This window comes from Sphingopyxis sp. YR583 (assembly GCF_900108295.1).
GTDB lineage: Bacteria > Pseudomonadota > Alphaproteobacteria > Sphingomonadales > Sphingomonadaceae > Sphingopyxis.
The window spans coordinates 931,139-950,697 of record NZ_FNWK01000001.1 but is presented as its reverse complement, the minus strand read 5'-3'; the positions used below and the strand labels follow the sequence as shown (position 1 = coordinate 950,697).

General features: G+C 64.9%; 21 protein-coding genes. 10 read left to right on the top strand and 11 right to left on the bottom strand.

The genetic code is table 11. The annotated features are described in order from the left end of the window. The first annotated feature begins 73 nt into the window (after nt 1-73). Complete coding sequence (locus tag BLW56_RS04375; RefSeq protein ID WP_093509406.1) at nt 74-805, top strand: TorF family putative porin; 732 nt, start codon at nt 74-76, stop codon at nt 803-805. 179 nt (nt 806-984) lie between these two features. Further along, entirely contained in the window at nt 985-2,445 is a 1,461-nt protein-coding gene (gene creD / locus BLW56_RS04370) for a cell envelope integrity protein CreD (RefSeq protein WP_093509405.1), read from the top strand. 42 nt (nt 2,446-2,487) lie between these two features. Here creD and BLW56_RS04365 read toward each other — a convergent pair whose 3' ends face one another. Genes BLW56_RS04365 through BLW56_RS04350 form a run of 4 tightly spaced genes read right to left on the bottom strand, consistent with a single transcriptional unit; the run spans nt 2,488 to nt 7,454 of the window. Further along, nucleotides 2,488-3,636 (bottom strand): alpha-hydroxy acid oxidase, encoded by a 1,149-nt coding sequence (locus BLW56_RS04365; protein WP_093509404.1) that lies wholly within the window; start codon nt 3,634-3,636, stop codon nt 2,488-2,490. A 20-nt stretch (nt 3,637-3,656) separates the two neighbouring features. Beyond that, entirely contained in the window at nt 3,657-4,925 is a 1,269-nt protein-coding gene (locus tag BLW56_RS04360; protein ID WP_177175810.1) for an FAD-dependent oxidoreductase, read from the bottom strand. Beyond that, on the bottom strand, nt 4,915-6,579 hold the full coding sequence (locus BLW56_RS04355; protein ID WP_093509402.1) for an amidohydrolase: 1,665 nt from the start codon (nt 6,577-6,579) through the stop codon (nt 4,915-4,917). The genes BLW56_RS04360 and BLW56_RS04355 overlap by 11 nt, the downstream gene beginning before the upstream one ends. Continuing rightward, nucleotides 6,576-7,454, bottom strand: a complete 879-nt coding sequence (locus BLW56_RS04350; protein ID WP_093509401.1) for an NAD(P)-dependent oxidoreductase — start codon at nt 7,452-7,454, stop codon at nt 6,576-6,578. The genes BLW56_RS04355 and BLW56_RS04350 overlap by 4 nt, the downstream gene beginning before the upstream one ends. A gap of 56 nt (nt 7,455-7,510) precedes the next feature. Here BLW56_RS04350 and BLW56_RS04345 point away from each other — a divergent pair, with 56 nt between their 5' ends. Genes BLW56_RS04345 through BLW56_RS04335 form a run of 3 tightly spaced genes read left to right on the top strand, consistent with a single transcriptional unit; the run spans nt 7,511 to nt 9,626 of the window. Continuing rightward, nucleotides 7,511-8,761, top strand: a complete 1,251-nt coding sequence (locus BLW56_RS04345; RefSeq protein ID WP_093509400.1) for a threonine ammonia-lyase — start codon at nt 7,511-7,513, stop codon at nt 8,759-8,761. Next, nucleotides 8,758-9,147 carry an acyl-CoA thioesterase gene (locus tag BLW56_RS04340; RefSeq protein WP_093509399.1) on the top strand — a complete coding sequence of 130 codons (390 nt, stop codon included), beginning with the start codon at nt 8,758-8,760 and terminating at the stop codon, nt 9,145-9,147. The genes BLW56_RS04345 and BLW56_RS04340 overlap by 4 nt, the downstream gene beginning before the upstream one ends. Next, nucleotides 9,144-9,626 carry a GNAT family N-acetyltransferase gene (locus BLW56_RS04335; protein WP_093509398.1) on the top strand — a complete coding sequence of 161 codons (483 nt, stop codon included), beginning with the start codon at nt 9,144-9,146 and terminating at the stop codon, nt 9,624-9,626. Before BLW56_RS04340 ends, BLW56_RS04335 begins: the two co-directional genes overlap by 4 nt. Here the strand turns inward: BLW56_RS04335 and BLW56_RS04330 are convergent, their stop codons facing one another. Together BLW56_RS04330 and BLW56_RS04325 are read right to left on the bottom strand one after the other, a co-directional pair. Then, nucleotides 9,627-10,106 (bottom strand): MarR family winged helix-turn-helix transcriptional regulator, encoded by a 480-nt coding sequence (locus BLW56_RS04330; protein WP_093509397.1) that lies wholly within the window; start codon nt 10,104-10,106, stop codon nt 9,627-9,629. Further along, a complete protein-coding gene (locus tag BLW56_RS04325) occupies nt 10,090-11,409 on the bottom strand; it encodes a S41 family peptidase (protein ID WP_093509396.1) in 1,320 nt (439 codons plus the stop codon). The genes BLW56_RS04330 and BLW56_RS04325 overlap by 17 nt, the downstream gene beginning before the upstream one ends. A gap of 329 nt (nt 11,410-11,738) precedes the next feature. Between BLW56_RS04325 and BLW56_RS04320 the strand changes: the two genes are divergently transcribed. Continuing rightward, nucleotides 11,739-12,626 (top strand): OmpA family protein, encoded by an 888-nt coding sequence (locus tag BLW56_RS04320; RefSeq protein WP_093509395.1) that lies wholly within the window; start codon nt 11,739-11,741, stop codon nt 12,624-12,626. A 39-nt stretch (nt 12,627-12,665) separates the two neighbouring features. On the opposite strand, the gene BLW56_RS04315 is transcribed toward BLW56_RS04320, so the two are convergent. From BLW56_RS04315 to BLW56_RS04305, 3 genes are all read right to left on the bottom strand, one after another. Continuing rightward, nucleotides 12,666-13,460 carry a MipA/OmpV family protein gene (locus tag BLW56_RS04315; protein WP_093509394.1) on the bottom strand — a complete coding sequence of 265 codons (795 nt, stop codon included), beginning with the start codon at nt 13,458-13,460 and terminating at the stop codon, nt 12,666-12,668. Between the two features lie 50 nt (nt 13,461-13,510). Then, complete coding sequence (obgE, locus tag BLW56_RS04310; RefSeq protein ID WP_093509393.1) at nt 13,511-14,551, bottom strand: GTPase ObgE; 1,041 nt, start codon at nt 14,549-14,551, stop codon at nt 13,511-13,513. Nucleotides 14,552-14,727: 176 nt separating this feature from the next. After that, nucleotides 14,728-15,336: a TetR/AcrR family transcriptional regulator gene (locus BLW56_RS04305; protein WP_093509392.1), complete on the bottom strand. Its 609-nt coding sequence runs from the start codon at nt 15,334-15,336 to the stop codon at nt 14,728-14,730. A gap of 56 nt (nt 15,337-15,392) precedes the next feature. Here BLW56_RS04305 and BLW56_RS04300 point away from each other — a divergent pair, with 56 nt between their 5' ends. Continuing rightward, on the top strand, nt 15,393-16,283 hold the full coding sequence (locus BLW56_RS04300; protein ID WP_093510782.1) for a metal-dependent hydrolase: 891 nt from the start codon (nt 15,393-15,395) through the stop codon (nt 16,281-16,283). Between the two features lie 68 nt (nt 16,284-16,351). On the opposite strand, the gene BLW56_RS04295 is transcribed toward BLW56_RS04300, so the two are convergent. Further along, complete coding sequence (locus BLW56_RS04295; RefSeq protein WP_093509391.1) at nt 16,352-16,747, bottom strand: hypothetical protein; 396 nt, start codon at nt 16,745-16,747, stop codon at nt 16,352-16,354. Nucleotides 16,748-17,209: 462 nt separating this feature from the next. Between BLW56_RS04295 and BLW56_RS20330 the strand changes: the two genes are divergently transcribed. The 3 genes from BLW56_RS20330 to BLW56_RS04280 all read left to right on the top strand — a co-directional run bounded on the left by BLW56_RS20330 (nt 17,210) and on the right by BLW56_RS04280 (nt 19,116). Next, complete coding sequence (locus BLW56_RS20330) at nt 17,210-17,872, top strand: hypothetical protein (protein WP_218140486.1); 663 nt, start codon at nt 17,210-17,212, stop codon at nt 17,870-17,872. 121 nt (nt 17,873-17,993) lie between these two features. After that, nucleotides 17,994-18,554 (top strand): hypothetical protein, encoded by a 561-nt coding sequence (locus tag BLW56_RS04285; protein ID WP_256203296.1) that lies wholly within the window; start codon nt 17,994-17,996, stop codon nt 18,552-18,554. A gap of 31 nt (nt 18,555-18,585) precedes the next feature. Further along, nucleotides 18,586-19,116, top strand: a complete 531-nt coding sequence (locus BLW56_RS04280) for a GNAT family N-acetyltransferase (RefSeq protein ID WP_093509388.1) — start codon at nt 18,586-18,588, stop codon at nt 19,114-19,116. On the opposite strand, the gene BLW56_RS04275 is transcribed toward BLW56_RS04280, so the two are convergent. Continuing rightward, the gene (locus tag BLW56_RS04275; RefSeq protein ID WP_093509387.1) at nt 19,113-19,559 is read right to left on the bottom strand and encodes an NfeD family protein; all 447 of its coding nucleotides are present in this window, start codon (nt 19,557-19,559) and stop codon (nt 19,113-19,115) included. The two genes, BLW56_RS04280 and BLW56_RS04275, sit on opposite strands and share 4 nt — an antisense overlap.

The following is a 19,559-nucleotide window of genomic DNA, read 5'->3' as shown; positions in this document are numbered from 1 at the left end:
TCGGCCCGAAAAGAGGCTGGCAGTCGAGCGGCAGGCAGGGACGATCCATCAATCTTGATACAGGGATCTGTCCATGAAAAATCTTTCCCGCGCATGCCTTGGCATGCTCATTGCCGTTTCAGCGCTTCCCGCCACTGCCCACGCCCAGGAAGAAGAATCGGGCGACGGCATCACCATCACCGGCAGCGCCACCGTCGTCAGCGATTATCGTTTCCGCGGCTTCAGCCAGTCGAATGAAGAGGCCGCGATCCAGGGCGGTTTCACCATCGGCCATGACAGCGGCCTCTATGTCGGCACCTGGGGGTCGAGCATCGGCTTCAACAACGGCACCGAAATCGACGTCTTTGCCGGTTTCGCGAAGGAAGTCTCGTCCGGCCTGACCGCCGACGTCGGCGCGACGCTCTATCTCTATCCGGGCTCCTCCAACACCTCGGTCATCGAACCCTATGCCTCGTTGACCGGCGCGATCGGTCCGGCGGCGGTCAAGGGCGGCATCGCTTGGGCGCCGGGCGGGCAGGATTCGCTCGGCGATGCGAGCGCCGTCTATCTCTACAGCGATGTCGGGGTGCAGATTCCCGACACGCCGGTGAAGCTGAAGGCACACCTTGGCTATGCCAAGAGCGACAGCTTCCTCGGTGGACTCGACGGCGAGGTAGTCGACTATTCGGTGGGCGTCGACTTCACCTGGAAGGTGCTCACGCTGGGGGTCGCCTATGTCAACACCGACGCGCCGAAGTTCGGCGGTTACAAGGAGTCGGTGGGGGCCGACGGTGCGGTCGTCTTTTCGCTCGGCGCAGCATTCTGACGCCGGGCGGGGGGCGGCTTCGGGGGAGGCCGCCCCCCTTTCATTTCAGGACAAGCGGACGGAAAAGCGGCCCGAAAGGCCGCTTTTTTCATGCCCGCGCGCTTCGCCGCAACGCGCTTGACCGCATCGGTGAACCGTGCAATTTCATCGACGAGTTGAAGCAGCGGAGTTTATCCCCCATGACTCAAGGCGTTTCCGTTCCCCCCATCCCGCCTGCGCGAAGCGAGCGAAGTCCCGGCATAAAGCTGGTCGTCGCGGTGCTGATCGCGGTTGCGTTGATGGTTCCCCTTTTGATGATTTACGGCCTGCTCTGGGATCGCCAGCAGCAGGCGCAAACCGCGCAGGCCTCGATCGGACAGGGCTGGGGCGGGCAACAGACGATCGCCGGACCGGTGATCGTCATTCCTTACCGGGCGACCGAAACGACGACGGTGCAGGAGAATGGCAAGGATGTGACGCGGACGGTGAACACGATCCGCAACCTTTATCTGTCGCCGCAGACGAACAAGGCCGACGTCGTCATCAAGCCCGAAAAGCGCAAGAAGGCGATTTACGAAACCGTCGTCTATGAAAGCCAGATCGCGGGGCATGCCGAGTTCGTGCTGCCCGCCGACATTGCGCGGTACGGCGTGAGCCGCGAGGCATTGATGCTCGATCGCGCCGAAGTGCGGCTCGGGATCAGCGACGCGCGCGGGCTGGTGGATGGCAATAGCCTGACTGTCGATGGCACGCCGCTCGCGCTCCAGCCCGGCAAGGGGCTGCTCTCGACCGGCAATTCGGGCACCTTCGCTTTCGTCGACTGGAGCGCCGCGGCGCCGATGAAGGTCGATTACAAGATCGGCGTGCGCGGGCTCGGTGATTTCAAGCTGATCCCGCGCGGCGTCGATACGCGCTGGACGGTGAAGTCGAGCTGGCCGAACCCGAGCTTCGGCGGCGATTTCCTGCCGGCGAAACGCGAGGTGAAGGGCAGCGGCTTTACCGCGACCTATGCGATCCCGAACCTCGCCCTGGGGCAGGCGCAGGTGCTGACGGGCGATCTGTCGCCGCCGGTCACGACCAGCTATGGCCCGCGCGAAGTCTATATGGAGCCGGTGGCCGTCGAGGCCGCGGGCAGCGGCAATACGGGCGAAGCGTCGGGCGGCACCGCGAAGGCGGTCGCGATCAGCCTGATCGAACCCGTCGACCTCTACAGCCAGGTCGATCGCAGCATCAAATATGGCTTCCTGTTCATCGGTTTCACCTTCGTCGCCTTTTTGATGTTCGACATCATCGCGGGCGCGAAGGTCGCGCCGGCCGAATATCTGCTGACGGGTATCGCGCTGGTGCTGTTCTTCGTGCTGTTGCTGGCGTTCGCCGAAGTAATCGGGTTCATGCCCGCCTATATGGTGGCGTCGGCGGCGATCATCGGGCTGCTGACCTTCTATAGCGCGGCGGTGCTGAAGAGCTGGAAGCGAGCGCGTTTCCTCGCGGCGATGCTGATCGGGCTCTATGCCCTGCTCTACACCTTGCTCAACCTCGAAGCCTATGCGCTGCTCATCGGGTCGGTGCTGATGTTCTTTGCCCTTGCCGGGGTGATGTACATGACGCGCAACATCGACTGGGGCGGGATCGGCAAGAAGGAGGAGCCGGTGGCGGCGTAAACGAACAATCCTCCCTGTACCGTCGGTGCAGGGAGGAGTTTCCTACCGCCAGCGCAAATTATGGGGGCCGAGATCCGCGAGGGTATTTGCCCCCATCAATTTCATGCCGCGCTCCATCTCGGCGCGGAGCAGGGCGATCGCGCGGGCGACGCCATCTTCGCCCGCCGCGGCGAGCGCATAGAGATAGAGGCGGCCGCCCGAGCAGGCCTTGGCGCCGACCGACAGCGCTTTGAGCACATGTGTGCCGCGCGTGATGCCGCCGTCGCAAATCACCTCGACCTTGTCGCCGACCGCATCGACGATTTCGGCGAGCGCATCGAAGGGCGAGATGCTGCCGTCGAGTTGGCGCCCGCCATGGTTCGACACCATGATCGCGGTGGCGCCGATATCGGCGGCGCGCTTGGCGTCTTCGACCGCGACGATGCCCTTCAGGCAGAAGGGGCCGTCCCATTTTTTGCGGATCGCCTCGGCGTGTTTCCAGTCGAGGCTCTGGTCGAGCATCGAGGTGAAATATTCGGCGACCGACTTGGGCACGCTCGACCCTTCGGAGACATGCGTCGCAAGATTGGGCAGGCTGAATTTTTCGCGGAGGACATAATTGAGCCCCCAGCCGGGTTTGGCGGCGTAGCTCAGCATGTTTGACGCCGTGAAGCGCGGCGGCGAGGTGAAGCCCGAGCGCAGGCAGCGTTCGCGGTTGCCGCCGACTATTGTATCAACCGTGAGCGCGACGGCGTCGAATTTCGCGTCGCGCGCGGCGTCGAGCATCGCCTGATTCAGCCCCTCGTCGTGGTGGACGTAGAGCTGGAACAGCTTGGGGCCGCTCGTCAGCGCGCCCGCTTCGGCGAGGCTGATTGTCGCGAGACTCGATATGCCCGCGACGGTGCCCGTATTCGCGGCGGCGCGGAGCACCGCGCGCTCGCCCTGCCAGTGGAACAGGCGCTGGAGCGCGGTCGGCGAGAGGAAGAGCGGCATCGCCATTTCTCGGCCGAACAGGGTCGTCCGCATGTCGACGCTTTCGACCCCGGCGAGGACGCGCGGGATGAGGTCGCAATCGTCGAACGCCGCGCGGTTGCGGCGGCGCGTTACCTCGTCGTCGGCGGCGCCGTCGATATAGTCGAACACCGGCCATGGCAGGCGGCGCTTCGCGAGCGCGCGGAAATCGTCGATATTATGGCAGTCGGTAAGGCGCACCCTGTCCCCCGTCGTAAAAGCTAGAACACTGTCCGGGCGGCGGTCGTGCTCTTGGTCGCAAAGCTGAAGCGCGGTTCGACCGCAAGGTTCGCATCGAGGATATGCGCCGCGACGCGCTTGCCGACCGCGGGGCCGTTTTTGAACCCATGCCCCGATCCGCCGCCGACGAGCCAGACATGCTGCTGCCCCGGGAAGCGGTCGATCAGATAATCGCCGTTCGAACTATTCTCATATTGGCAGACGCGTCCGCCGATCAGGGGCGCATTGGCAAGACCGGGGAAGCGGCGCGCCATGTAGGCGCGCGCCTCGGCGATGCCCTCTGCGGTCAGCGTGCGTTCCATCGTGTCGGGATCGATCCGCGGGCCGTGGCGGTCGATGGCGATCTTGAAGCCCGCGCCTTCGAGATCGGGTATGCCATAGAAGATGCCGCCATTGCTGTTGTCGGCCCAGACGGGCAGTTCGGGCGGAGCGAAGCGCGCGTCGCCCTGCGGCGCGCCGAAATGATAGACCTCCTGCCGCGTTGCGACGATCTTGTTCATCAACTGCTGCGGGAACAGCTCGGCGATCCACGGGCCCGCGGCATAGACGAGATGGTCGGCGGTGCCGCCGTCGGGCAGCGTGTGGAGCTTCGTCTTTTTCGAGAAGAGCGGCGCGGGCATGACGACGCGTTCGACCTCGATCTGCGCGTCGGCGATCAGTTCCTGCACACCGCGTGCGGCGATCAGCGCACCCGCCTCGGTTTCGAGGATGCCGGTTTCGCCCTGATAGAATTGCATCTGGCGGTACTTGTTCTGGAGCCAGCTGACGTCGCCATGCTCGTGGCCGACGCGGTTCGCCTGCAGCCATGCCAGCGACTGCGCGGTATAGGCGTCGCCCTGCGGCGCGAACCAGAGCACGCCGGTGTTTTGGAAGATCGGCGCGCTCGCGCTGTCGGAGAGGTCTTTCCAATATTTGAGCGATTCGCGCGCCATCTCCGAATAGATGGTGTCGGCGCCATAGCCCATGCGGATGACGCGGCTCTCGCCGCCCGACGACGCGCGCGCATGGCCCGCGCCATAGGCGTCGAACAGGCGCACCGACTTGCCCGCGCGGAGCAGATGCCATGCGCTCCATGCCCCGAACACGCCCGCGCCGATGATCGCGACGTCGACATGCTGGACCTTCGGTTTGGCGGGCTTGCGCTTTTTCGAGCGGCGTTCCTTGCGCTCGGCCGCTGCAGCGGCGGTAGCGACGGGCAGCGCCGCGAGCCCGGTCAATAGCGCACGGCGGGTCGGCGTATCAGCGGCCAACGGTCGCGCCCTCGCTCTTCTTGTAATAGCGATAGCCGCCGATCCATGTTTCGAGCGGGGTCATGCGGCGGATCTCGTCGGGGCTTGCGAGCATCGGGTCGGCGTCGACGATCAGGAAGTCGGCGCGCATCCCGGGCATCAATGTGCCGATGCGATCCTCTGCGAAACCGGCGAAAGCAGCGGTGCGCGTGAAGCCGTCGAGCGCGGTTTCGCGGCTGACCGCTTCCTCCGGGCGCCAGCCGCCGAAGGGCTCGCCCTTCGTATCGGTACGCGAGATGGCGGCCGCGATGCCGGGGAAGGGGTTCGCACTCTCGACCGGAACGTCGGACCCGAAGGCGAGGCGGGCGCCCGCCTTTTCGAGGCTGCGCCACGCATAGGCGCCCTTGAGGCGATCGGGACCGAGGCGCGCTTCGGCCATCACGCGGTCGCTCGTCTGGTGGACGGGCTGCATCGACGCGATTACCTTCAGCTCGGCGAATTTCGGAATGTCGAGCGGATCGATGATCTGTGCATGTTCGATCCGCCAGCGGCGTTCGCCCGGCAGGTCGGCGGTGAGGTCGGCGATCGCGCCCAGAGCCTCGGCATTGGCGGCGTCGCCGATCGCGTGGATCGCGACCTGGAACTTGTCCATCGACGCGCGCACCATCTTGTTGCGGAGCTGCGCCGGGGTGAGCAAAGGCAGGCCCTTCTGACCCGGTGCGTCGCTGTACGGGGCTTTCAGCCATGAGCCGCGCGAGCCCAAGGCACCGTCGAGATAGAGCTTCACCCCGACCATGCGCAGGCGATCGTCATAGAGCCAGGGCGTCGGTTCGGACCCGGCGATGATCGCCATATTGTCGATGTCGCCGCCATAGCTGAGGATGCGCACCGCGAGCTGTTTCTTGTCGCCGGCGCGGCGATACGCCTGCCAGTCGGCGATGCTGGTGCCCATGTCGGCGATCGCGGTGATGCCCTGTTCGAGCAATTTTTGCTGCGCCAGATACAGCGCGCGGTCGAGGTCGCGCGCGAGCGGCTTGGGCTTGGCGCTGTCGACGAGGCTCATTGCGGCGTCGACGAAGACGCCGCTCGGTTTGCCGCCCTCCATTTCGATGCGGCCGCCCTCGGGCGATTTGCTTGCGGGCGTGATCTTCGCGGCGGTCATCGCGGCGCTATTCGCCCAGCCAGCGTGCCCGTCGACGCGTTCGAGCCAGACGGGGCGGTTCGGCACCGCGGCGTCGAGATCGGCGGCGGTCGGGAAGCGGCCGAGGCCCCATTTCTCCTGGTTCCAGCCCGAGCCGATGATCCACGGCATTTCGGGATTTTCGGCGGCATATTTGCGGATCGCCGCCTGTGCCTCGGCGAGGCTGCTGGTGTTCGACAGGTCGAGAAGCATGAGCTGGAAGCCCAGCCCCATGACATGGCCGTGCGCGTCGATCAGCCCGGGGATGAGGGTCTTGCCTTGACCGTCCTGTTTGAAATCGGGGCGTTCGGGGCGCTTGTCCTTGCGGTCGAGCAGTTGCTTGACCTTGCCCTGCGTGTCGATCACGAGCCCGGTGAAGCGGACGAGCTTGCCGTCCTTGTCGAGCGTGATGCCGTTGACATTGTCGACGAGCGTATCGGCGTGCGCGGGGGCGGTGAGGGTGAGGCCCAGCGTGGCCAGCAACAGGCGCTTCACTTCGGCAGCCTCGTCACGAGCGAGCTGGTGTCCTTTCGCCCGCCCCCGGCCTTTTGCACGTCGGCGTAAAATTGGTCGACGAGGCTGGCGACGGGGAGCGTCGCGCCGTTGACGCGCGCTTCGTCGAGCGCGAGGCCCAGATCCTTGCGCATCCAGTCGACCGCGAAGCCGAAGTCGAATTCGTCCTTCGCCATCGTGCCCCAGCGGTTGAGCATCTGCCAGCTCGCCGCGGCGCCGCCCGAGACGGCCTCGAACACCTTGTCGGTGTCGAGCTTCGATGCCTGCGCGAAGCGGAGGGCCTCGGACAGTCCCTGAATGACGCCGGCGATCGCGATCTGGTTGACCATCTTGGTCGTCTGTCCCGCACCGGGGCCGCCGATATGCACCATGCGCGCGGCATAGGCCTGCATGACGGGTTCGGCGGCGTCGAACGCGGCCTTGCTGCCGCCGCACATGATCGAGAGCGTGCCGTTCTGCGCGCCAGCCTCGCCGCCCGAGACCGGGGCGTCGAGGCAGAGGAGGCCGAGCCCATCGGCTTCGACCGAAAGCTGGCGCGCGATGCGCGCGGAGACGGTTGTATGATCGACGAACAGCGCGCCCTTCTTCATCACCTTGAACGCGCCGTCGCGGCCCAAAGTGACCTGTGCGAGATCGTCGTCGTTGCCGACACAGGTGAGGACGACATCGGCACCCGCCGCCGCCTCGGCCGGGGTCGCCGCTGCGGTGCCGCCATGCTGCGCCACCCACGCGTCGGCCTTCGCGCGCGTGCGGTTATAGACGGTGAGGGCATGCCCCGCCTTGACGAGATGGCCCGCCATCGGTCCGCCCATGACGCCGGTGCCGATGAATGTGATGCGCAATTTTTGTTCGCTCATGCGCGGTCCATAGCATTGTTTGCTTCGCGCGCCAGATGGGCTAGGGCCGCACCGCTATGACTGATCAACTCACCCTGACCCCCGCTGCCGATCTTCCGGCACTCACATTGGACGATGTGCGCGCGGCGGCGGGGCGAATTAACGGCGCGGTCGTGCGGACGCCGACCCTGCATTCGCAGACGCTGTCCGAACTGGTCGGTGCCGAGGTCTGGCTGAAGTTCGAAAATCTCCAGTTCACCGCAGCATATAAGGAGCGCGGCGCGCTCAATGCGCTGCTGTTGCTCAGCGACGAAGCCAAGGCGCGCGGCGCGATCGCGGCGTCGGCGGGCAATCATGCGCAGGGCCTTGCCTATCATGGCAAGCGCCTTGGCGTACCCGTCACGATCGTGATGCCGAGCACGACGCCGCAGGTGAAGGTGTCGCAGACCGCGAGCCATGGCGCGACGATCGTGCTGCACGGCGAGACGTTCGACGATGCCTATGCGCACGCGCGCGTGCTCGAAGTCGAGCGCGGGCTGACCTTCGTCCATCCTTTCGACCATCCGCATGTCGCGGCGGGGCAGGGGACGGTGGCGCTCGAAATGCTCGAGGATGTACCCGAACTCGACACGCTGATCGTGCCGATCGGCGGCGGCGGGCTGCTCGCCGGCATGGGCACCGCGGCGCGCGGGATCAAGAACGACATGCGGCTGATCGGTGTGCAGGCCGAGCTTTACCCGTCGATGTATGCCGAGCTGAACGGCGTCGATATGGCGTGCGAGGGCGATACGCTGGCCGAGGGCATCGCGGTGAAGGAACCGGGTGCCTACACGCGCAAGATCGTCGCCGACCTCAACGACGATATCGTGCTGGTGGCGGAGCGGCATCTGGAACGTGCGGTGAGCCTGTTGCTCCAGATCGAAAAGACCGTGGTCGAGGGCGCTGGCGCGGCAGGGCTTGCGGCGATGCTCGCGCATCCGGAAGAGTTCAAGGGGCGCAAGGTCGGGCTGGTGCTGACCGGCGGCAATATCGACACGCGCCTGCTCGCCAACGTGCTGCTGCGCGACCTCGCGCGTTCGGGGCGTATCGCGCGCCTGCGCATCCGCTTGCAGGATCGTCCGGGCGCGCTGTTCAAGGTGATGAAGCTGTTCGACGAGAAGCAGGTCAACATCATCGAAATCTATCACCAGCGGATCTTCACCACGTTGCCGGCGAAGGGCCTGATCACCGACATCGAGTGCGAGGCGCGCGACCGCGAGCATCTCGACAGCCTCGTCGCCTCGCTGCGCGATGCGGGCTATATGGTGACCACCGTCGAACTCGCATGAGGGAGTTCACGCTCGAACTTACCGCGACGCCCGAGAGCATCGACGAGTTGGGCCATGTCAACAATGCCGTCTGGGTCCAGTGGATCCAGCAGGTCGCGACGGGGCATTGGGACGCTGCGGCGCCGCAGGGCCACAAGGACGCTTTTGTCTGGGTCGTGGTACGGCACGAGATCGATTATCTGCGCGCGCTCGGCCCCGGCGAGACGGTGACTGCGCGGACGTGGGTCGCCGACAAGCCGCAGGGGGCGAAGTTCGACCGCTTCATGGAGTTCACCGGCGCCGACGGGAAGGTGCATGTCCGGGCGCGGACGGTGTGGGCGCTGCTCGACAAGGCGAGCGGCCGGCCGCTGCGGGTGACCGACGAGATACTCGCGCCGTTCCAATGATCATCCGGCCGGCCACCCATGCGGACGCCGCCGCGATCTGGCGCATATTGGAGCCGGTGATCCGCGCGGGCGAGACCTATACGCTCGATCGCGACATGCGCGAGGCCGATGCGCTCGCTTACTGGTTCGGGGCGGACAAAGAGACGTTCGTCGCCGAAGGCGAAGGTGTCGTCCTCGGCACCTATTATCTGCGCGCGAATCAGGCGGGCGGCGGGCGCCATGTCTGTAATGCCGGCTATATGACCGCCGCCGCTGCGACCGGGCGCGGGGTTGCGCGGACGATGGCGCTGCATTCGATCGACCATGCGAAGCTTCGCGGCTTTCGCGCTATGCAGTTCAATTTCGTCGTCAGCAGCAATGTTCGCGCGGTCGGATTGTGGCAGTCGCTGGGGTTCGAAATGGTCGGCCGCCTGCCGGGCGCGTTCGATCATCCGTCGCTGGGTTTCGTCGATGCGCTGGTGATGTGCCGTAGCCTTTGACTATCGCTTGAACCGTTCGCCGAGCGGTTTTTCGGCGAGCGCGCGCAGCGTTTTCAGGATCGCGCCATGGGTGTCGCCAACCTCTTCGAAGAGCGCGCGATACACCTCGCTGATCCGCACACTATAGGCATCGATACGGCGGAGCTGGTCATGGCCGGTTTCGGTCAGCCGGAAAATCTTGCGCCGCGCGTCGGCGGGGTCGGCGTGCTGCGTGATGACCCCGAGGCGAAGCAACGCGGGGCATTTCTGGATCACCAGCTGGTGCGACTGGCCGAGCTTGCGGGCGAGGTCGGCGGCCGTGGCTTCGCCCGCCTCGTTCAACGCCGCGAGCAGCGAGCAGGACCGAACGGGGACGGTGATGCCGGCGTCGTCGAACAGCGGACGCGTCTGCTCCTCGATCCGCTGGCTCAGCGCTTCGCTGAGGCGGCCGAGGAAGGTGATATCGTCGAGATCGGTCGATATGTCAGTCGAGGCGGGCATAGCTTTGGGTGGTTCCGTCACGGTCGATGCGTTCGAGCGCGGTGACCTTGCCGCCTTTGCGCACAATACGGAAGCGGAAGTCGCGCACCCCCTCAAGTCCGAGCAGGTCGCCGGCGAGCGGTTCGAGCATCAGGCGGAAGCGGCCGCGCCAGGTGTAGAGCAATTTGCCGTCGACAAGGTCGATGCGCCGTCCTTCGTAACGGCCGGCAACGGCCTTGAGCGCGGTGGCCGATGGCTGGGGGCGTTTGGAGAGTTCGGGCGCGAGCCAGTCGGCCTCGGCACGTTTCGCCGGGTCCGCCTTCGCCAAATCGGCGAGCGCGAGGCGGTGCGCGACGGCGAGCGCATCGGCGGACGCGACCGGATGATCGGGCGTCACGCCCCGCCCCTCAAAATCGCTGCGATCGACGGGATCGCGAATCTGGCCGATCGGCACTTGCAGGAAGAAGTCGGTGCCGACGGGCTTGCGGTCGACCGGATGCGCGCCGCCTGCGGTGCGTTCGCCGACCAGTGTCGCTCGGCCGAGCTTCTTCAACGTGTAGGCGAACCATTCAGCGGCGGAAAAGCTGGTCGAACCCGTCAGAACGTAGACGGGTTTTCCTGTCAGGCGTTTCGCGGGGAGCGCGGGGAGAACCCACTGGCCGCGTTCGACGCGGCGGCCGTCGAGCGTGTAATAATAGTCGAACAGCTCCACATCCTTGTCGCCGCGAAAAAGCTGGCTTGCGAGGAGCTGCGCCATCTCCAGATGGCCGCCATTATTGTAGCGCAGGTCGTAAATCACCGCGTCGCCATTCTCGATAAAGCGCATCGCCGCGGCGGCGGCATCATAGCCGAGTTCGGGGTCGGCGAAGTGCGTCAGGTCGATATAGGCGATATTGCCGTCGAGATAACGGAGCCCGGCAAAGCCGAAATTCTTACGCGCCTCGTCGCGTCGTTCCTCTTCGCGCAGTGCGGCGACGCGCGCGGGATCCTGCTTTGCGGCATAGTCGGCAACCCATAGGGGATCGACCCCGACCGCGAAATGCAGGTCGCTCGATGCGGCGATCAGATCGTCGGTCAGCTTGCTCGCGAGCGCGCGCCGGTCGGGCGCGGCGTCATAATCGCCGGCATCGAGGTGGCGGCGCAGCGTCGCGGCGATGGTCTTGGCCTTTTCGGGAAAGACATAATTCGCCTCGAGCGTTTGCCCGAGCTGTTCGACGACGGCACGCTTGTCGGCGGCCGTGAACGGCGCGTCCTGGGCTGCGGCGGTGCTTACCAACGAGGATGCCGTCGCGGCGAGGATTAGTGCCCAATGTCGAATATTCATTCGTTTTCCTGCCTGCGATGCGAATTATACAATATATTGCGCAATATATTGTAATTATCGGTTCCGCAAGCAGGAGATCGATCGACGAGAGGGAGCCGTCGCCGCGCCGGAAGGGGCGACGGCCGTTCCGAAATGTCGCGGAATTTCTCCCTGCGTAAATTTTCGGGCCAAAAAAATTACGCTTTTCAGACACGGCTTTATCGGCCGTCCGTGCCGTGCGCCCGATGGCCTGCGCAACTTTCGCCCCTGCCGCGAGTAATCTTGTCCCAGAACGGACCACGCGAATACGCGGGCCCACCTGCGCGGGCGGCAGTTTGAAGGAGAAGTATATGGGCGCCGTTTCCAAGAGTCCGAGAATTTTGCTGACGCTGGCGATGCTGGCGGGAACCGCCACGATAGGGGTAGCGGCGCAGTCGCAAGAGGCCCAAGATGCATCGGGCAGCGACGTCATGGCGACCGTAACCGCCCAGATTCCGCCCGCGTCTGAAATGACCAAGGGCCCCAAGGTCGAAGGCATCATCTCGGCGCGCAGCGAAGGCCGGATTCAGGTGACGACCGCCGACGGCAACAACACGATCCTGTCGATCATCCCCGAAACCCGCGTCAAGGGCAGCGGCGGCTTCCTCGGCCTCGCCAGCAACAAGCTGGCGGCGGATTCGCTGCTGAACGGCCTGCCCGTCACCGTCGAGACGCTCCAGTGGAGCGGCGGCCTCGCGGCGAGCCAGGTTTCGCTGAAGAACAAGGATCTTCGCACCGCGTCGATGATCCGCACCGGCACCGACCAGCGCTTTGCCGAGCAGACGGCCGCAACCGACGCGCTGCGCAGCCGCGTGGGCGATATCGACCAGTATAATGTCAAGGGCACGACCAACGTGAACTTCGACACCGGCAAGGCCGTGCTGACCGAACAGGCGAAGGCCGATCTCTGCTCTGCGGCAAGCCAGGCCGACGGGATGGACAACGCGCTGCTGCTCGTCGTCGGCTACACCGATTCGACGGGAAGCCAGGAGTTCAATCAGGAACTCAGCGAAAAGCGCGCGAGCCGCGTCGTCAACCATCTGCAGCAGGCCTGTGGCTGGAAGCCCTATCGCATGCTGACCCCCACCGGGATGGCCGAAGCCGACCCGGCGGCCGATAACAGCACGCCCGAAGGCAAGGCCCAGAATCGCCGCGTTGCGGTCAATATTCTGGTGAGCAAGGGCCTCGACGGTCTGTAAGATGCACGGGGTGGGCGGCGCCCACCCCGGCAAACCGGCTTAGCGGTTGCCGCCAAAGGTATAGCTGAGCGCGATCCCCCCCGACGGTTGGCTGCGCGAGCCGAGTTCGCGGGTTACGGGCGAGTCCGCCGCATCGCCGACGAGCCGGTCGTAACGGCCATAGACGGCAATACCCCAATTTTTTCCGAGCATGCGGTGGTAGCCCGCGGTCACGCCGACCGACTGGATGCCGCCGTCCGGGCGATAGGCCGGAAGCCCCGAGGTGGTCGCGGCGGCCGGAGTCACGCCGAAATAGGCGCGCGTATATTTGCTGTCGCCGAGCGTCACGCGCGGGCCGATCGAGAAGAGCCAGTCGTCGCCCTGCCGCGCGACATAGTCGGCGCTGATTTCGCCGGTCCAGCCCTTGTGACCGCTCAGCCCCTTGCGTCCCTCGAGACGGACGCGGAGTTCGGGGGTCAGATTGACCTGTCCGAACGCGCCGGCCTCGATCGACAGGCCGACCTTGGGCAGATCGGCGCCGATATCGGACGCCTTGCGCTTGCCGATGAAACCGAAGGCCGGACCAAAGGCGAAATTGCCCGAGTGAAGGAGCGGCGACCCGAAGCTCTCGTCGGGCGCTTCATATTCGAACTGGCTTTCGCGGGTGCGCGAAACGTCGACATAGGGGCCGACGCTGAACTTGTCGGCGCCGGGCCAGGTGGGCGAGATCTGCGGGCCGAGAATGATGCGCGTGCGCTTTTCTCCGCCCCCATCACCTTCCTGTGCGTGCGCTGGCGCGGCCAGCGCTACCAACGAGACGAGGAGAAGCGCGGAAAGCCTGTTGCGATCGGTCATGCGAAATCCTTGTTGTTCCGCATGAAATTCCCAGCGGTAGGGTTTCGTTCCTACAGCGGCGACCAGCCGGAGTCTTCTTCGCTTTCGTCCTCGCCCGGTTCGGGATGGCCGATCGCCTCGAGCAGCTTGTCGAGCAGGGCGGGCACGCCCGCGCCGCTTGCGCCCGACAGTGCCATCACCGGGCGTCCGCTTTCGGCCTCGAGTTCGGCCGACAGCGCGGCGATCAGCTCGTCGTCGAGCGTGTCGGTCTTGTTGAGCGCGACGATCACCGGCTTGTCGACCAAGTCGGCGCCATAGGCTTCGAGCTCGTCGCGCACGATGCGATAGCTGGTCGCGACATCTTCGTCATTCGCATCGACGAGGTGCAGCAGCACGCGGCAGCGTTCGATATGGCCGAGGAAGCGGTCGCCGACGCCGGCGCCTTCCGCCGCGCCGGCGATCAGGCCGGGAATGTCGGCGACGACGAATTCATGCCCCTTGTGGCTGACGACCCCGAGCTGGGGACGGAGCGTCGTGAAGGCATAGGCGCCGACCTTGGCCTGCGCGTTGGTCACCGCGTTGATAAAGGTCGACTTGCCGGCATTGGGCAGCCCGACAAGGCCGGCGTCGGCGAGCAGCTTGAGGCGCAGCCACACCCACAATTCCTCGCCCGGCCAGCCCGGGCCATGCTGACGCGGGGCGCGGTTGGTCGAGGTCTTGTAGCTGGCGTTGCCGCGGCCGCCGTCGCCGCCGCGCAGGAAATGGACGCGTTCGCCCTCCTTGGTGAGGTCGGCGAGCAGGCTGCGATCCTCGTCGTCGTCGAGGATCTGGGTGCCGATCGGCACTTGAATGACGAGGTCGGGGCCGCCCGCGCCGGTGCGGTCGCGGCCCGCGCCGGGCGTGCCGCGCTTCGCCTTGAAATGCTGGGTGTAACGAAAGTCGATCAGCGTGTTGAGGCCGGCGACGGCTTCGAAGACGATATCGCCGCCCTTGCCGCCGTTGCCGCCGTCGGGGCCGCCATATTCGACATATTTCTCGCGCCGGAACGACACGGCACCGGGGCCGCCGTCGCCGGACTTGATGAAGATCTTGGCTTGGTCGAGGAAATGCATGGTGGGGCCTTCGGGCGCGGAAACAGAAAACTAGACGCTTTCCCCCGTTCGTGTCGAGCGAAGTCGAGACACCCCGCAGCATGGCGCCAAGCCGAGGAGCATCTCGACTTCGCTCGATGCGAACGGGGATGGGGAATGCGGCCCTTTAGCGTGCGCGCAACAAAATTGCCAGCGGCTTAGTCCTGCGGCTTGCCGCCATGCTCGGCCCAGAATTTGGCGATCCGCCCCGTGATGAGTTCGGTCGCCAGAACGCGCGACGTGTCGCGTGGCAGGTCGAGCGCCTCGGCCATCGGTCCGCCGAGCTGGGCGTCGCCGAGTGCCATCAGGACGAGCGCGAGCGTATCCTCGTGCATCAGCCGTTTTTCATGCGCGTCGGGCGCCATGCCGTCGATCAGCCGGTGGATTGCATCGACGATCGGGTCGAGCGCATCGTCGTTGCCCGTTGCCGCCATCCATGTCGCAAGCGCGCCCGCGCCGCCCTCGTTGAAGGCATCGAAGGCGAGGTCGACGATCTCGCGCACATTGCGTTCGCCGGGCGTCGATTCGGCCATTTTCTGGCCGATCGTCGCGCACACCGTTTCGGCCTGATAAGCTGCGAGGGCCTTTTGCAGCCCCGCGGCGCTGCCGAAATGGTGGAGCAGGTTCGCGTGGGTGCGGTCGATCCGCGCCGCCACGGCTTTGAGTGTCACCGCCGCCGGTCCCGTTTCGACAAGAATCTGGCGCGCGGCCTCGAGCGCGGCCGAACGGCTTTCCTCGGGACTCAAACGCTTCTTCACTATTGACATATGTGTAAGTAAACCCTATTGCTGGCCCATCTCTCCTTTTCGACGGTATGCGCCATATGTCCAGTCTTTCCCGGTTGCCCACGCCCGCCGACCTTTCGATCACCCCGCGCGACATGCGCTTTGGCCGCGACGACCGGCAGGGGCGCTGGTGGCTCAATGGCGATCCGATCGCCTCGGCTTTTCATACCGCGCTGTCGGTGACTTTCCCGCGCGGCGAGGCGATGTTCATCGAGGCGGTGAAGGCGCATCGCGAGGGCGTTCCCGACAAGCTGGCGCGCGAAATCCGCGCCTTCACGCAGCAGGAAGTGATCCACAGCCGCGAGCATGTGGTGTTCAACAAGAAGGCTGCGGAGGCGGGGTACGACCTCAGCGAGCTCGAAGCCGATGTGAACCAGGTTCTCGACCTCATCAAGACGCGGCCGCAGATCGTCAACCTGATGGCGACGATCGCGCTCGAGCATTACACCGCGATGATGGCGGCGGTGATGCTGCGCGAGGACAGCATGTACGCCGGGGCCGAACCCGAATGGGCCGCCCTGTGGAAATGGCATGCGATCGAGGAAATCGAGCATAAGGGCGTCGCTTATGACACCTGGCTCCACGCGACGAAGGACTGGAGCCGCTTCCGGCGCTGGCGCGCCAAGTCTCTGATGATGATCCTGGTCACCACGCGTTTCTGGCCGAAGCGGGTGAAGGGGATGAAGGCGCTGCTCAAGCAGGACGGCCTGACCGGCTGGCGCGTTACGGCGCGTATCTGGTGGTATCTGCTCGGCACGCCCGGCGTGCTGCGCAAGAGCTTCTTCCCTTGGCTTTCTTATTTCATGCCGGGCTTTCACCCGTGGAACCATGACGACCGGGCGCTGATCGGAAAATATGAAAGCGATTATGCCGACGCGATCATGCCGGCACATTCGTCGAAACCCGAGCTGGCTGCGGCGGCAGCCTGAACCCCCGCGAAGGCGCGATCCGGGACGGTCTCTCTCTCCCCTCCCGGGATTGCGCCTTTGCGGGGGCCTTAGTTTCCGGCCGGCACGAGCGTTCGCGGGGCGACGCGATAGCCCCACAGGCACAGTCCGAGCATGACGAGGTTCGAGACAAGGTCGAGCGCCATCCAGCGCGTCATCACCGGCACGACGAAGACGAAATAATAGTTGAACCAGAAGAAGGGCAGCAACGCGGCGGCGTAAATCGCGAAGGTGCCGCGCGTCCAGCGGCTGAACGCGATGAACAGTCCGCCGAGCACTGCCTGTGCGCCGAAACAGCCGATCAGCAGCGCGCTCGTCGTGCTGAGGTGCCGATAGTCGGGGGCGATCGAAAGCCGTTCGACCATATGCGGTGCGAAGAGACACCAGCCGCCGAGGATCAGAAAGGGAAGGGCGAGCAGGCGCTGCGGCCAGAGCGGCGTTAACATCGCGCTGCCATATCATTTAGGCGGCGGCCACGCCATGTGGGGGCGTCGGTCGGGGACGGGGGATTGAGGTGGGTGGCGGCTAACGATCGGAAGCGGCCTGTTACCTTCCCCGTCACCCCGGGCTTGACCCGGGGCCGGCCTTGTCTTTTCGACGTCATGCGGGAGGAAGGCGGGTCCCGGGTCAAGCCCGGGATTACGAAGGTGGGGATGGCAGCTCCCCACCCCATTTCGGTCGATCACTCGCCAACGGCGTGCAATGATCACTCACGACCGAAAGTGGACATTTGTCGAGCCTCGCGCCGCCGCCAGAAGCGGGCTCAACGAGATCGCTAATTGGTGAGCTTGTCGGGGGCGTCAACGCTGCAGGACAAAAGTGAGCCACTCAACTCGTTAGGCTATTTTAAGCGTCTCCCACCGTATCGATGAAAACAAAGGGGATATATCGTGCGCGGTTGTTTAATGATGGTGGGATTGCTGGTTGCTGGCACCTTACTCGTGCTTGCCGGATACGGTTACGGACTGCTTGGCGAGGAGCGCTATCGTTACAAGATGACGGTCGAGGTGAACACGCCGGATGGCGTGAAGACCGGTTACGCCGTGCGAGAAATTAGCATCCGCACGCCGCCGCCAATACCGATGCTTGGGGAACATAGAACTGGCTTTGGCGTCCGCGGCGAGGCCGTTGTCGTTGAGATCTCTCCGGACAAAATACTCTTTGCGTTAGTTAGTGGTGCGGACGGACAATATGAATTTGGAGGACGGGATGTTTCATTTCTTTTCGACGAACTGGCCCCCAATTCCACCGATGCCATCATAAAGCTTTGGCCAGTAAAGCCTGTCACTCGGCGACCCAAACTAGATAACCCTCTTCCAGCACTCGTCACATTTAAAGATCTACGAGACCCCATGAGCCTTACGCGCCTTGATGCAAATGACCTTGCATCGGCGTTCGGAGATGGCGTGGCTTTGAAGGAAGTCACGATCCAAAGGACCGATGCGCCCGTAACCGATGAAATCGAAAAACGCATCAATTGGCTCGACGATCTTGAACGCTATAGGACCGATCCGAGCAATCCATTCACCAGCACTTTGCCGTCGGGCATCGGCGACCTCAAAAGAAAATGAGCCTTTAAAACGGGGTGAATCATGTCTGCTTCCCACCCCAAAACAGACTTCGCTTTTGCCATGACTGTCAGACTGGACGCCGCGGTCCGCGTCCCATATCCCTTCAACGGTGGAGGGGACCATGCAACCACATATGACCGCTGCCGAGGTCACGCAGTTCGAACTGCAGCTCGCGGGGCTGTCTTCGTTGCTCGAGTTCGGGTGCGGCGGCAGTACCGTGGTGGCGGCGCGGCAGGTCCGGCGCATCGTCAGTGTCGACAGCGATCCGGCCTGGCTGACCCGCGTGCATGCCGAGGTGTCGCGTGAGGCGGTCGAATTCACCCCCGTTCATATCGACATCGGCCCCGTGGGCGAATGGGGCTATCCGGTCGATGAAAGCCGCTTGCGCGACTGGCCGCGCTATCACACGCATATCTGGCGCGTCATGGAGGGAAGCCCCGACGCGGTGCTGATCGACGGGCGTTTTCGCGTTGCCTGCCTGTTGCAGGCGATCATCCACTGCAAGCCCGACTGCATCTTCCTGTTCCACGATTTCAACGACCGCCCGCAATATCATGCCGTGCTGCGCCATGTGGACGTGCTGACGCGCGTCGATACGCTCGGCGTGATGCGCGCCAAGCAACAGGTCGATGGCAAGGCGGTGCTGCACGACCTGTTCGACCATTATCTGAACCCGGATTGACCGGCCCGCGCCGGTTCGGCACATCGGGACGATGTTCACATCGCCCCCCGTCATCGAAACCGACCGTCTGCGCCTGCGTCCGGGCCGCCTGTCCGACAAGGACGTGCATGTCGCCATGTGGGCCGACGAACGCGTCACGCGCTTCATCGGCGGCGAACCGCGCGCGCCCGACGTAAGCTGGGGCAAGTTTCTGGGCTCGGCGGGGCTGTGGCCGGTGATGGGCTTTGGCTATTGGGTGTTTGCCGACAAGGACAGCGACGCGCTGGTCGGCATGGGCGGGCTCAGCTATTTCGGCCGCGGTATCCCAGAGCTCGAGGGGGTTCCGGAGGCGGGCTGGGCGTTCGACGCCGACCATTGGGGTGCCGGTTATGCGACCGAGGCGATGTGCGCCGCGCTGGGCTGGGCCGATGCGAACCTCGATGCCACTGAAGTGCGCTGCATCATCGACCCCGGCAATGATGCGTCGGAGCGCGTGTCGGCGAAGCTCGGCTTTCGCCGCATCGGTGAGAGCGACGCATTGGGTCATGTGGTCGCGATCTATTCGCGACCAAAGGGCGGTTAGGCCGGCTCGACCACCAGCACGCTGCCGTCGGCGCTGACGACGCGGACCTTGCTGCCTTCGGCGACGTCCGGCCCGCGCACCGGCCATTCGCCGTCACCAACCTTCGCGCGCCCGCGGCCATCCTCGATCGCCTTGGTCACCGTCAGCACTTCACCGATCAGACGGCCGCCGCGCTGGTTGAGGTGCGGGTCGGTGGTGGTGATCGGGTTCGCTTTCAGCCAGCGGCGCGCGCCGTAGAGCGCGATGAACGACAGGATGGCGAAGACCCCGAGCTGCACCGGGATGCTGAGCGGGACGACCCAGGCGATCGCGCCCGTGGCGATCGCGGCCGCGCCCAGCCAGATCAGGAAAAAGCCCGGTGCGACGATCTCGGCAGCGGCGAGCAGCACGCCGAGCGACAGCCACGCCCAATGGGGTTCCATGTTCGTCAGCCATTCGGGCAT

Excerpts from the sequence above, each read along its gene's own strand:
- BLW56_RS04305 (WP_093509392.1), bottom strand. The coding sequence starts at position 15,336 with ATGTCAATAGTGAAGAAGCGTTTGAGTCCCGAGGAAAGCCGTTCGGCC.
- BLW56_RS04345 (WP_093509400.1), top strand. The coding sequence starts at position 7,511 with ATGACTGATCAACTCACCCTGACCCCCGCTGCCGATCTTCCGGCACTC.
- BLW56_RS04330 (WP_093509397.1), bottom strand. The coding sequence starts at position 10,106 with ATGCCCGCCTCGACTGACATATCGACCGATCTCGACGATATCACCTTC.
- BLW56_RS04295 (WP_093509391.1), bottom strand. The coding sequence starts at position 16,747 with ATGTTAACGCCGCTCTGGCCGCAGCGCCTGCTCGCCCTTCCCTTTCTG.
- BLW56_RS04320 (WP_093509395.1), top strand. The coding sequence starts at position 11,739 with ATGGGCGCCGTTTCCAAGAGTCCGAGAATTTTGCTGACGCTGGCGATG.
- BLW56_RS20330 (WP_218140486.1), top strand. The coding sequence starts at position 17,210 with ATGGTGGGATTGCTGGTTGCTGGCACCTTACTCGTGCTTGCCGGATAC.
- BLW56_RS04375 (WP_093509406.1), top strand. The coding sequence starts at position 74 with ATGAAAAATCTTTCCCGCGCATGCCTTGGCATGCTCATTGCCGTTTCA.
- BLW56_RS04325 (WP_093509396.1), bottom strand. The coding sequence starts at position 11,409 with ATGAATATTCGACATTGGGCACTAATCCTCGCCGCGACGGCATCCTCG.
- BLW56_RS04285 (WP_256203296.1), top strand. The coding sequence starts at position 17,994 with ATGCAACCACATATGACCGCTGCCGAGGTCACGCAGTTCGAACTGCAG.
- BLW56_RS04335 (WP_093509398.1), top strand. The coding sequence starts at position 9,144 with ATGATCATCCGGCCGGCCACCCATGCGGACGCCGCCGCGATCTGGCGC.
- creD (WP_093509405.1), top strand. The coding sequence starts at position 985 with ATGACTCAAGGCGTTTCCGTTCCCCCCATCCCGCCTGCGCGAAGCGAG.
- obgE (WP_093509393.1), bottom strand. The coding sequence starts at position 14,551 with ATGCATTTCCTCGACCAAGCCAAGATCTTCATCAAGTCCGGCGACGGC.
- BLW56_RS04300 (WP_093510782.1), top strand. The coding sequence starts at position 15,393 with ATGTCCAGTCTTTCCCGGTTGCCCACGCCCGCCGACCTTTCGATCACC.
- BLW56_RS04280 (WP_093509388.1), top strand. The coding sequence starts at position 18,586 with ATGTTCACATCGCCCCCCGTCATCGAAACCGACCGTCTGCGCCTGCGT.
- BLW56_RS04275 (WP_093509387.1), bottom strand. The coding sequence starts at position 19,559 with ATGCCCGAATGGCTGACGAACATGGAACCCCATTGGGCGTGGCTGTCG.
- BLW56_RS04350 (WP_093509401.1), bottom strand. The coding sequence starts at position 7,454 with ATGAGCGAACAAAAATTGCGCATCACATTCATCGGCACCGGCGTCATG.
- BLW56_RS04315 (WP_093509394.1), bottom strand. The coding sequence starts at position 13,460 with ATGACCGATCGCAACAGGCTTTCCGCGCTTCTCCTCGTCTCGTTGGTA.
- BLW56_RS04340 (WP_093509399.1), top strand. The coding sequence starts at position 8,758 with ATGAGGGAGTTCACGCTCGAACTTACCGCGACGCCCGAGAGCATCGAC.